Here is an 11423-nt window from a genome sequence, read left to right on the forward strand (position 1 = left end):
GGCCCAGGATTACGACATGGCAGCAACTTTTTCGGACGTATGTGCCGTGGTGCCGGCCGCAGGTTTTGGTCGGCGCATGCAGACAGAATGTCCCAAGCAGTATCTCTCAATTGGCGATAAAACGATCCTCGAGCACGCCGTGGCGGCGCTGCTGGCGCACCCGCGGGTGACGCACGTGGTCATCGCCATCAGTTCCGGCGATGCGCGTTTTGCGCAGCTGCCGCTGGCAAACCACCCACAGATTACCGTTGTCGATGGCGGTGCCGAGCGCGCCGATTCCGTGCTGGCAGGCATTCAGGCTGCCGGAAACGCGCAGTGGGTACTGGTGCATGACGCGGCGCGTCCGTGTCTCCATCAGGACGATCTGGCACGCCTGCTGGCGCTGAGCGAAACCAGCAAAGTGGGCGGCATTCTGGCCGCGCCGGTGCGCGACACCATGAAGCGCGCCGAGCCGGGCATGCATGCAATCGCCCACACCGTTGAGCGCGTCGACTTATGGCACGCGCTGACGCCGCAATTTTTCCCCCGCGAACTGCTCCACGACTGCTTAACGCGTGCGCTTAACGAAGGTGCGACCATCACGGACGAAGCCTCCGCGCTGGAGTATTGCGGTTTTCACCCAACGCTTGTTGAAGGACGCGCTGATAATATAAAAGTGACGCGCCCGGAAGATTTACAGCTCGCGGAATTTTATCTTACCCGTTCGACCCATCAGGAGAAGGCATAATGCGAATTGGACACGGTTTTGATGTACACGCCTTTGGAGGCGTTGGCCCAATTATCATTGGCGGCGTACGTATTCCTTACGAAAAAGGGCTGCTGGCGCATTCTGATGGCGACGTGGCGCTGCATGCGCTGACCGACGCGCTGCTCGGCGCTGCCGCGCTCGGCGATATCGGCAAGCTGTTCCCGGACACCGATCCGGCCTTTAAAGGAGCAGACAGCCGCGAACTATTGCGCGAAGCGTGGCGCCGCATTCAGGCCAAGGGTTACACCCTCGGCAACGTCGACGTGACGATTATTGCCCAGGCCCCGAAAATGCTGCCGCACATTCCGCAGATGCGCGTGTTCATCGCCGAAGATCTGGGCTGCCATATGGACGATGTCAACGTCAAAGCTACCACCACGGAGAAACTGGGCTTTACCGGTCGTGGCGAAGGGATCGCCTGTGAAGCCGTGGCGCTGCTGCTGAAGGCAACAAAATGACGGACTTCGATAACCTGACGTACCTGCACGGTAAGCCGCAGGGGAACGGTGTGCTGAAAGCCAGCCCGGAGGATTTCCTCGTGGTGGAGGATCTGGGCTTTGAGCCGGATGGCGAAGGCGAACATATCCTGGTGCGTATTCTGAAAAATGGCTGCAATACCCGCTTTGTGGCCGACGCGCTGGCAAAATTCCTCAAAATTCATGCCCGCGAAGTGAGCTTTGCCGGGCAGAAAGATAAACATGCCGTCACCGAGCAGTGGCTCTGCGCGCGCGTTCCCGGCAATACGATGCCTGATTTAAGCAAATTTGAGCTTGAAGGCTGTAAGGTGCTGGAGTACGCCCGCCACAAGCGCAAGCTGCGCCTGGGAGCGTTGAAAGGCAACGCGTTTACGCTGGTGCTGCGCGAAGTGTCTGACCGTGAAGACGTTGAAAAACGCCTGAATGCCATTAATGACCGCGGCGTACCGAACTACTTTGGCGCGCAGCGCTTTGGCATTGGCGGCAGCAACCTGCAGGGCGCGCTGCGCTGGGCGCAAAGCGATGCACCGGTGCGCGACAGGAATAAACGCAGTTTTTGGTTGTCGGCGGCCCGCAGCGCGTTGTTTAATCAGATTGTGAGCGAAAGGCTGAAAAAACCGGACGCGAATCAAGTTGTTGTTGGCGATGCGCTACAATTAGCGGGACGCGGAAGCTGGTTTGTTGCAACGGCCGAAGAAATGGCCGATGTCCAGGCGCGCGTGGATGCCAAAGCGCTGATGATTACCGCAGCTTTGCCGGGCTCAGGCGACTGGGGCACCCAGGGCGACGCGCTGAGCGCAGAGCAGTCGGCGGTGGCGGATGCGCCAGAATTACAATCCTTGCTGGTGCGGGAAAAAGTCGAAGCAGCACGCCGCGCGATGCTGCTCTATCCGCAGCAGTTAAGCTGGAACTGGTGGGATGACGTAACCGTCGAGTTACGCTTCTGGCTGCCGGCAGGTAGCTTTGCCACCAGTGTTGTCAGGGAACTTATCAACACCTCGGGTGATTATGCGAATATTGCTGAGTAACGATGACGGGATCCACGCGCCGGGCATTCAGACCCTGGCGAAGCACCTCCGTGAATTTGCGGATGTGCAGGTTGTGGCTCCCGATCGTAACCGCAGTGGAGCGTCTAACTCGCTGACGCTGGAGTCGTCGCTTCGCACCTTTACCTTTGAAAATGGCGATATTGCCGTGCAGATGGGCACGCCGACCGACTGTGTCTTTCTGGGCGTGAACGCGCTGATGCGGCCGCGTCCGGATATCGTCGTCTCCGGCATCAACGCCGGGCCGAACCTTGGCGATGACGTGATTTACTCCGGAACGGTAGCGGCGGCAATGGAGGGGCGCCATCTGGGGTTCCCGGCGCTGGCGGTCTCGTTAAACGGCCACACGCACTACGATACCGCCGCCGCGGTAACCTGCTCGATCCTGCGGGCGCTCGGCCGCGAACCGCTGCGTACCGGACGTATTCTCAACATCAACGTGCCGGATCTTCCTCTCAGTGAAATTAAAGGCATTCGCGTTACGCGATGCGGAAGCCGACACCCGGCCGATCAGGTGATCCCGCAGCAGGATCCTCGCGGCAACACGCTTTACTGGATAGGGCCTCCTGGCGATAAGTGCGATGCGGGTCCGGACACCGATTTTGCCGCCGTGGATGAAGGCTACGTCTCGGTTACCCCGCTGCACGTAGATTTAACCGCGTATAGCGCGCATGATGTGGTGTCGGGCTGGCTGGATCGCGCAGGAGTGAACGCGCAATGGTAAGCAAACGTGTACAAACTCTTCTGGAACAACTTCGCGCACAGGGGATCCGCGACGAGCACGTGCTTGAGGCGCTCGCTCAGGTCCCGCGTGAGAAATTTGTAGACGAGGCGTTTGAACACAAAGCGTGGGAAAACGTGGCGCTGCCCATCGGGCAAGGCCAGACGATTTCGCAGCCTTATATGGTGGCGCGGATGACGGAGCTGCTGGAGCTCACGCCCGACTCACGCGTGCTGGAGATTGGCACCGGGTCGGGGTATCAGACCGCCATCCTGGCGCATCTGGTACACCATGTCTGTTCCGTAGAGCGGATCAAAGGTTTGCAATGGCAGGCGCGTCGTCGCCTGAAACAACTTGATTTACATAATGTTTCGACACGACACGGTGATGGATGGCAGGGTTGGCAGGCTCGCGCCCCGTTTGACGCTATCATCGTGACGGCGGCTCCGCCTGAAATTCCCGCTGCGCTCTTGTCGCAGCTGGATGAGGGGGGCATTCTTGTTCTGCCCGTTGGGGACGAGCAGCAGCTGCTGAAGCGCGTTCGTCGGCGCGGCGACGAGTTTATTATCGACACCGTGGAAGCCGTGCGCTTTGTGCCTCTGGTAAAAGGGGAGTTGGCCTGAGACTCAGATTTATCCAGGGTTATTAAGGCAAATTCAGCGTATGGTGTGGCGCGAAAGATTCGTGTCATCACGGTAAATTTTAAGTCACTGGTAGTTAACACATTCCTGGGGGATAAATGAGCGCGGGAAGCCCTAAATTCACCATCAGCCGTGTTGCGGCATTATCACTGGTTTCGCTCTGGCTGGCAGGCTGTACAAGTTCTAATAACGCGCCTGCGCCCGTCAGTTCCGTCGGGGGAAACAGCGGCTCTGGTAACACGTCCAGCGGAATGTTGATCACGCCTCCGCCTAAAATGGGCACTGCTGCGCCGCAGCAAACACCACAAATTCAGCCTGTGCAACATCCTGTTACACAGCCAACGCAGATTCAGCCAGTTGAACAGCCTGTTCAGACCCAAAATGGCCGCATAGTCTATAACCGCCAGTATGGGAACATTCCGAAAGGCAGCTATACCGGCGGCAGCACCTATACCGTGAAGCGCGGCGATACGCTGTTCTATATTGCCTGGATCACCGGGAACGATTTCCGTGACCTCGCGCAGCGCAATAACGTCCAGGCCCCGTATGCTCTGGAAGTTGGCCAAACGCTCCAGGTGGGCAACGCAACGGGTACGCCTCTGACGCCTGGCAATACGGTTTCAGCGGCCGATGTGACGGCTCAAAATAACAGCGTTAAGCCTGCACAAAAATCCACCACGGTGGTTGCTTCACAACCTGTAATTACGTATTCTGAGGATTCAGGTGATCAGACTGCTAACAAAATGTTGCCGAATAATAAAGGGACTGCGACTGTTGTCACAGCACCGACCACGGCACCTGTGGTTAGCTCTACTGAACCGACTGCAAGCAGTCAGAATGCCAGTTCGTCCATCACCGCATGGCGCTGGCCAACCGACGGCAAGATTATCGAGAACTTCGCAACCTCTGAGGGTGGAAACAAAGGGATCGATATCGCAGGCAGTAAAGGACAGGCTATCATCGCGACCGCAGACGGACGCGTTGTGTATGCCGGTAACGCTCTGCGCGGTTACGGTAATCTTATTATCATCAAACATAATGATGATTACCTGAGTGCCTACGCCCATAACGACACAATGCTGGTCCGGGAACAACAAGAAGTTAAGGCGGGGCAAAAAATCGCTACCATGGGTAGCACCGGAACCAGTTCTACACGCTTGCATTTTGAAATTCGTTACAAGGGGAAATCCGTAAACCCGCTGCAGTATTTGCCGCAGCGATAAATTGACGGGGCATGCCAGCCAGGGTGTCTCGTTCAGGGATCACGGGTAGGAGCCACCTTATGAGTCAGAATACGCTGAAAGTTCATGATTTAAATGAAGACGCGGAATTTGATGAGAACGGAGCAGAGGCTTTTGACGAAAAAGCCTTAGTAGAAGAGGAACCCAGTGATAACGATTTGGCTGAAGAAGAGCTGTTATCGCAGGGCGCCACACAGCGTGTACTGGACGCGACTCAGCTTTACCTTGGGGAGATTGGTTACTCCCCACTGCTAACGGCCGAAGAAGAAGTCTATTTCGCACGTCGTGCTTTGCGTGGTGATGTTGCCTCGCGTCGTCGCATGATTGAAAGTAACCTGCGACTGGTCGTGAAAATTGCCCGCCGTTACGGCAATCGTGGTCTGGCTCTGCTGGATCTGATTGAAGAGGGCAACTTAGGTCTCATCCGCGCAGTTGAGAAGTTTGACCCGGAACGCGGGTTCCGTTTCTCAACCTACGCGACCTGGTGGATTCGTCAGACCATCGAACGGGCTATTATGAACCAGACCCGTACGATCCGCCTGCCGATCCACATCGTCAAAGAGTTGAACGTCTATCTGCGTACCGCGCGCGAGTTGTCCCATAAACTGGACCACGAGCCAAGCGCAGAAGAAATTGCCGAACAACTCGACAAACCGGTTGATGACGTAAGCCGTATGCTGCGTCTCAACGAGCGCATTACCTCCGTTGACACCCCTCTGGGTGGCGACTCCGAAAAAGCGCTGCTGGACATCCTGGCCGATGAAAAAGACAACGGTCCGGAAGACACCACGCAGGACGATGACATGAAGCAGAGCATCGTCAAATGGCTGTTCGAACTGAACGCCAAACAGCGTGAAGTGCTGGCACGTCGTTTCGGTTTACTGGGGTATGAAGCTGCGACACTGGAAGACGTCGGCCGCGAAATTGGCCTGACCCGTGAACGTGTTCGTCAGATTCAGGTAGAAGGTCTGCGCCGCCTGCGTGAAATCCTGCAGGGGCAAGGTCTGAATATCGAAGCGCTGTTCCGCGAATAAGCAACCTTTCGTCAAAAAAGGCCCGTCGTGAGACGGGCCTTTTTCTTTTGTGTTACGGCTGTGCCGCCGTTTCGTGCAGCAGACGCCACGTTATTTTGTCGCCTTCCTGACTGAGCACCGCGGTTGACCAGCGCACGTTGACGGGCAGGTCTGGCCGGGTTTGCGTCTCTCGGTAGTGCAGCACCGCGCCGTGGGGCCACGCCTGTCGCGTCGTTAATTCATCAATAACGATCTTCAGTCCGGGACGGCTTCCGCGCTGACTGTGCAGAAAGCCCACAAGGCCGTCATAGTCGACATGGACGCCGCCCGGCGGGATCATCAGAAAATCTGGACGGAAGCGGGCGAGCAGGGCGTCGGAATCGCCTTCACCTTTGCCTAACCAGTCTTCAAGCGCAATGTGGAGGTCGATAATCTCGTGTTCGAAAGGCGTCATGAATTCTCCTGTCGCAGCTGGGTCAGCAGCTGCGTATTGTTAAGACGAAAAACGTACAGTACAGGCAGCAAGGTCATGCCTGCGGCAAAAATAAACATCCCGTGCCAGGCGGCGAGCGGTGCCAGATAACTCTGCGCCAGACTCAGGGCCTCTGCCAGCAGCAGGGCGCCGGCAAAAAAGCTCAGCTGACGATTGAGATTCCACAGCGCGCTGGCATCCGGCATCTCTTCCCGGCGCATCGTCAGAAAAGCGCTGCTCTGAGCTGTACTGCTGCACAGGCTTCCCCCCGCGCCCATCAGGGTAAACGCAGCGGCAGGAAGCAGCGTAGCCGAGCTGACGAGAATCAAAATCAGGATACCCGTCGCCTGCAGCAGGCAGCCGATGACAATCAGCGGCTGGGGGCCGATACGGTTAAAATAGCGTCCCGTCGCCGTGATGGCGATAAACGATGCCACGGACCAGGGCAGCATGAGCATTCCCGCTGCGGCTGGGCTCATGTTCGCCTCGTGCTGAAGATAAAACATGCCCGTAACGTTCACCCCAATAAACATGCCGGGCACGCATAAATAGACAAGCATAGAAAAACGCAAAAGCGGGTCCGCGAGCAACCGCAGGTTGAGCAGTCTGGCCGCTTTCATCGCGGGTATTTCGTGTTTAAGCCACAGGCAGGCCAGCACAAAGGTCACGATGGCCACCGGGAGCGTGGCGAAAAATATCCAGCGCCAGCTCACTGCCTCTACCAGCACGCCTCCGAGCGCAGGGGAACAGGCGGGAGCAAGCAGCGCCACCAGCATCACCGCCGAGGAGAGTCTGGCACGCTCGTGAGGCTGAAACTGTTGCCAGGTCAGCGCCTGTCCGACGGGGATGAGTAAGCCTCCGCCCACGCCCTGCAGCACGCGCCAGGCAATCAGACTTTCCAGCGTTGCAGACAAGCCTGCCGCAGCAGAAGCCGCGCTGAACAGAAAAAGCGAGAGCAGGATGACGCGCTTTGGTCCGACGCGGCGCGTGAGCATGCTGCTGAACGGGATCGCCAGCGTCAGGCCGGCAATGTACCCGTTACTCACCCAGGCAAGCGCTGAAGGCGTGGCGTTAAGGGCATGCGCCATCGCCGGAAAGGCGACGCTGGCAATAAACATGTTGATCAAATCAAGAAAAAAGCCCAGCAGATAGACGGCGGCGACTTTACTGCGATACGTCATGGTGGATCCTCCCGTGAGGAGGCGTATCGTATCGGCCCCGGAAGTACGGATAAACCTGACAAAGCGCGATATACTGTCAAAAAAATTTTGACAGTAAAAGGCGTGAGGATGATTAACCTACAGCGGACGCAGATGTTTGTTGCGGTGGCCGATACCGGCAGCTTTACTGCCGCAGCCGATGCGCTGGGGCTGACAAAAGCCGTGGTCAGCTTCAATATTCGCCAGCTCGAAGCCGAGCTGGGGGTTACGCTGCTGCTGCGCTCCACCCGCCGCCTGACGTTAACCGAGGCGGGAGCGCTTTTTCATCAGCGCAGCGTGGCGCTTTTGAAGGACGCAGAACGGCTGCAGGATGATGTTCGCGCGAATCATGCGGGACTCACGGGTGAATTGCGGATCACCACCACGCCTGAGTACGGTTCACGGGTCGTGGTACCGTTGCTGGCCAGGTTCAGCCAGATGCACCCGGAGCTTCGCGTGCGTCATGTTTCGTCTTCACTCCATGCTGACCTTATCTCAGAGCGCTTTGACGTGGCTATCCGGTTGGGAACGCTTACCGATTCACGCTACCACGCCGCATTGATTTCACATTTTTCTATCCTGCCCGTCGCGACGCCCGAGTGGCGGGTTAATCATCCGGTTGAATCGCTTGAGCAGCTGGCGCACGCCGACTGGATTATTCACGAGCGCTTAGCTTCGCCGCTGCGCTGGCAGGTGAAAGATGCCAGCGGTACGCCTGAAATGCTGGAGATAAAAAAAGCGCCGCGCCTGTTTGCCGACAGTGCTCAGGCGCTTATGGCCTTTGCGCTCGCGGGAAGTGGCGTGGCGTTACTGCCTGAATGGCTGGTGCGCGATGCGCTTGATGCGGGAAAACTGGTCCCGGTTTTACCGGGCTATACCTTTACGCGGCAGGGCATCTACGCGGTTTATCCCGATGCCCGGCATGTGCCCGCGAAAGTGCGCACCTTTATCGATTTTATGCGCACCAGCGTCAATTAATCGTGCATCATCTTTTTGATGAGCGCAGAGAACTGCTCCCGTTCGGCCTTATTAAGACGCCCTAAAAACGCCTCATCCACCTCGTTGCCGACCGGCTGGCAGTTTGCAAGCAGGGCTTCGCCTTCCTGCGTCAGGAAGACAAACCGGCGGCGCTTATCTGCGGGATCGTGCTCGCGTTTGACCAGCCCGCGCGCCTCCATTCGGCTGAGCATCTCCGCCAGAGTCGCCTTCGTGCTGACCGCCACTTCGGTCAATGCCACCTGCTCAATGCCCGGGTGCTCGGCAATGGAGCGCATAACCGCATACTGCGGCTTGGTCAGTTCCGGCAGGGCATGTTGCCACTTAGCGGTATGCTGTTGAAAAAGCTGACGTAACAGGTGGAACGCCTCTTGTCTTAGTTCCATGAACACTCCGACAGAAAAAATCATCCCCTATGATAGCCGCTAAAGCCCGGGATGATAACGCGGGATTTTTTAGCAATTAGTGTGATCGTGTACGAACAATCTTGTCAGTAGAGCGATCCGGGAGTAGTTTATCTACAATGTTCGTACACGAACAAATTGATTGAGGTGATGAATGAGATTGATCGTGGGAATGACAGGAGCAACGGGGGCTCCGCTGGGCGTGGCGCTACTGCAGGCGCTGAGGGAAATGCCGGAGGTGGAGACCCATCTGGTCATGTCGAAGTGGGCAAAAACAACCATTGAGCTGGAAACGCCTTACAGCGTGCAGGACGTTGCTGCGTTGGCTGACGTTGTTCACAGCCCGGCTGACCAGGCCGCCACCATCTCCTCCGGCTCGTTTCGCACCGACGGCATGATCGTCATTCCCTGCAGCATGAAAACGCTGGCGGGGATCCGCGCGGGCTACGCCGAAGGGCTGGTGGGCCGTGCGGCAGATGTGGTGCTGAAAGAGGGGCGTAAGCTGGTGCTCGTTCCCCGCGAAACGCCGCTCAGCACCATTCATCTGGAGAACATGCTGGCGCTTTCCCGCATGGGCGTGGCGATGGTGCCGCCCATGCCTGCGTATTACAACCACCCGCAAACCGCCGATGACATCACCCAGCATATCGTAACCCGTGTGCTCGACCAGTTTGGTCTGGAGCACAAAAAGGCGCGCCGATGGAACGGGTTGCGGGAGGCGAAACATTTTTCACAGGAGAACAAAGATGGCATTTGATGATTTGAGAAGCTTCCTGCAGGCGCTCGATGAGCAAGGGCAACTGCTGAAAATTGAGGAAGAGGTGAATGCGGAGCCGGATCTGGCGGCGGCAGCCAACGCCACAGGCCGTATTGGCGACGGCGCACCCGCGCTGTGGTTCGACAACATTCGTGGCTTTACCGATGCCCGCGTGGTGATGAACACCATCGGCTCGTGGCAGAACCACGCCATATCGATGGGGCTGCCAGCGAATACCCCGGTAAAAAAACAGATCGACGAGTTTATTTGCCGCTGGGACAAATTCCCCGTTACGCCGGAGCGCCGCGCTAACCCGGCCTGGGCGCAAAATACCGTCGACGGTGAAGACATTAACCTGTTCGATATCCTGCCGCTGTTTCGCCTGAACGACGGTGACGGCGGTTTTTATCTCGATAAAGCGTGCGTTGTCTCGCGCGATCCGCTCGACCCGGACCATTTCGGCAAGCAGAACGTCGGGATCTACCGCATGGAGGTCAAGGGCAAGCGCAAGCTCGGCCTGCAGCCGGTACCGATGCACGATATCGCCCTCCATCTGCACAAAGCGGAAGAGCGCGGGCAAGACCTGCCGATCGCGATTACTCTCGGCAACGACCCGATCATCACCCTGATGGGCGCCACGCCGCTGAAATACGATCAGTCTGAGTATGAAATGGCCGGCGCGCTGCGCGAAAGCCCGTACCCGATTGCCACCGCGCCGCTGACCGGCTTCGACGTGCCGTGGGGGTCTGAAGTGATCCTGGAAGGGGTGATTGAAGGCCGCAAACGTGAAATCGAAGGGCCGTTCGGCGAGTTTACCGGACACTATTCCGGTGGCCGTAATATGACGGTGGTCCGTATCGACAAAGTTTCTTACCGCACCAAACCGATCTTCGAATCCCTTTACCTCGGCATGCCGTGGACCGAGATTGACTATCTGATGGGACCAGCCACCTGCGTGCCGCTTTATCAGCAGCTGAAGGCGGAATTCCCGGAAGTGCAGGCGGTGAACGCGATGTACACCCACGGTCTGCTGGCAATTATCTCCACCAAAAAACGCTACGGTGGTTTTGCCCGCGCGGTCGGTTTACGCGCCATGACCACGCCGCACGGTCTGGGCTACGTGAAGATGGTGATTATGGTGGATGAGGATGTCGATCCGTTCAACCTCCCGCAGGTGATGTGGGCGCTCTCATCGAAGGTCAATCCGGCAGGGGATCTGGTGCAGCTGCCGAACATGTCGGTGCTTGAACTCGACCCAGGCTCCAGCCCGGCGGGCATTACCGACAAACTGATTATTGATGCCACCACGCCTGTTGCACCGGACACCCGTGGCCACTACAGCCAGCCGGTACAGGATCTGCCTGAAACTAAAGCCTGGGCTGAAAAACTGACCGCGATGCTGGCAGCACGCCAATAAGGAGGAAAAGATGATTTGTCCACGTTGTGCCGATGAGCATATTGAAGTGATGGCGACGTCACCGGTGAAAGGGGTCTGGACCGTTTACCAGTGCCAGCATTGTCTTTATACCTGGCGCGATACCGAACCGCTGCGTCGTACCAGCCGCGAGCATTACCCGGAAGCGTTCCGCATGACGCAGAAGGATATTGATGAAGCACCGCAGGTGCCGACGATCCCGCCGCTGTTGTAAAAAAAAGCCCGGTGGCGCTGCGCTTACCGGGCCTACGGGTTTTGTAGGTCGGGTAAGGCA

At 57.6% G+C, this 11423-nt stretch carries 14 protein-coding genes; 11 read left to right on the forward strand and 3 right to left on the reverse strand.

The features are described from left to right. The first annotated feature begins 16 nt into the window (after positions 1-16). From ispD to rpoS, 7 genes are all read left to right on the forward strand, one after another. On the forward strand, positions 17-727 hold the full coding sequence (gene ispD / locus URZ40_RS14325; protein ID WP_116343470.1) for a 2-C-methyl-D-erythritol 4-phosphate cytidylyltransferase: 711 nt from the start codon (positions 17-19) through the stop codon (positions 725-727). Beyond that, a complete protein-coding gene (gene ispF / locus URZ40_RS14330; protein ID WP_020996297.1) occupies positions 727-1206 on the forward strand; it encodes a 2-C-methyl-D-erythritol 2,4-cyclodiphosphate synthase in 480 nt (159 codons plus the stop codon). Before ispD ends, ispF begins: the two co-directional genes overlap by 1 nt. Beyond that, a complete protein-coding gene (gene truD / locus URZ40_RS14335; protein ID WP_316380130.1) occupies positions 1203-2252 on the forward strand; it encodes a tRNA pseudouridine(13) synthase TruD in 1050 nt (349 codons plus the stop codon). Before ispF ends, truD begins: the two co-directional genes overlap by 4 nt. After that, a complete protein-coding gene (gene surE / locus URZ40_RS14340) occupies positions 2233-2994 on the forward strand; it encodes a 5'/3'-nucleotidase SurE (RefSeq protein WP_316380131.1) in 762 nt (253 codons plus the stop codon). The genes truD and surE overlap by 20 nt, the downstream gene beginning before the upstream one ends. Continuing rightward, positions 2988-3614 (forward strand): protein-L-isoaspartate(D-aspartate) O-methyltransferase, encoded by a 627-nt coding sequence (locus URZ40_RS14345; protein ID WP_116343467.1) that lies wholly within the window; start codon positions 2988-2990, stop codon positions 3612-3614. The genes surE and URZ40_RS14345 overlap by 7 nt, the downstream gene beginning before the upstream one ends. 116 nt (positions 3615-3730) lie before the next feature. Beyond that, positions 3731-4855, forward strand: coding sequence for a murein hydrolase activator NlpD (nlpD, locus tag URZ40_RS14350; protein ID WP_041908436.1), 1125 nt, complete (start codon positions 3731-3733; stop codon positions 4853-4855). 59 nt (positions 4856-4914) lie between these two features. Then, positions 4915-5907 (forward strand): RNA polymerase sigma factor RpoS, encoded by a 993-nt coding sequence (rpoS, locus tag URZ40_RS14355; RefSeq protein ID WP_013098493.1) that lies wholly within the window; start codon positions 4915-4917, stop codon positions 5905-5907. 52 nt (positions 5908-5959) lie between these two features. Here the strand turns inward: rpoS and URZ40_RS14360 are convergent, their stop codons facing one another. Further along, a complete protein-coding gene (locus URZ40_RS14360; protein WP_163330088.1) occupies positions 5960-6340 on the reverse strand; it encodes a DUF4440 domain-containing protein in 381 nt (126 codons plus the stop codon). After that, positions 6337-7539, reverse strand: coding sequence for an MFS transporter (locus URZ40_RS14365; protein ID WP_320720719.1), 1203 nt, complete (start codon positions 7537-7539; stop codon positions 6337-6339). The genes URZ40_RS14360 and URZ40_RS14365 overlap by 4 nt, the downstream gene beginning before the upstream one ends. A 108-nt stretch (positions 7540-7647) precedes the next feature. On the opposite strand from URZ40_RS14365, the gene URZ40_RS14370 reads away from it, so the two are divergent. Continuing rightward, positions 7648-8535 carry a LysR family transcriptional regulator gene (locus tag URZ40_RS14370; RefSeq protein ID WP_192982529.1) on the forward strand — a complete coding sequence of 296 codons (888 nt, stop codon included), beginning with the start codon at positions 7648-7650 and terminating at the stop codon, positions 8533-8535. On the opposite strand, the gene URZ40_RS14375 is transcribed toward URZ40_RS14370, so the two are convergent. Continuing rightward, positions 8532-8939: a MarR family winged helix-turn-helix transcriptional regulator gene (locus URZ40_RS14375; protein WP_116343463.1), complete on the reverse strand. Its 408-nt coding sequence runs from the start codon at positions 8937-8939 to the stop codon at positions 8532-8534. The genes URZ40_RS14370 and URZ40_RS14375 overlap by 4 nt on opposite strands. Before the next feature lie 172 nt (positions 8940-9111). On the opposite strand from URZ40_RS14375, the gene URZ40_RS14380 reads away from it, so the two are divergent. The 3 genes from URZ40_RS14380 to URZ40_RS14390 are packed head-to-tail and all read left to right on the forward strand — an operon-like array spanning position 9112 to position 11363. Next, positions 9112-9714: a non-oxidative hydroxyarylic acid decarboxylases subunit B gene (locus URZ40_RS14380; RefSeq protein WP_116343462.1), complete on the forward strand. Its 603-nt coding sequence runs from the start codon at positions 9112-9114 to the stop codon at positions 9712-9714. Next, entirely contained in the window at positions 9704-11131 is a 1428-nt protein-coding gene (locus tag URZ40_RS14385; protein WP_320720720.1) for a non-oxidative hydroxyarylic acid decarboxylases subunit C, read from the forward strand. The genes URZ40_RS14380 and URZ40_RS14385 overlap by 11 nt, the downstream gene beginning before the upstream one ends. 10 nt (positions 11132-11141) lie before the next feature. Continuing rightward, positions 11142-11363 carry a non-oxidative hydroxyarylic acid decarboxylases subunit D gene (locus URZ40_RS14390; protein ID WP_003862116.1) on the forward strand — a complete coding sequence of 74 codons (222 nt, stop codon included), beginning with the start codon at positions 11142-11144 and terminating at the stop codon, positions 11361-11363. Positions 11364-11423: the final 60 nt, after the last annotated feature.

The sequence above is a fragment of the Enterobacter sp. 296B2 genome (genome assembly GCF_034106185.1).
GTDB classification, from domain to species: domain Bacteria; phylum Pseudomonadota; class Gammaproteobacteria; order Enterobacterales; family Enterobacteriaceae; genus Enterobacter; species Enterobacter cloacae_N.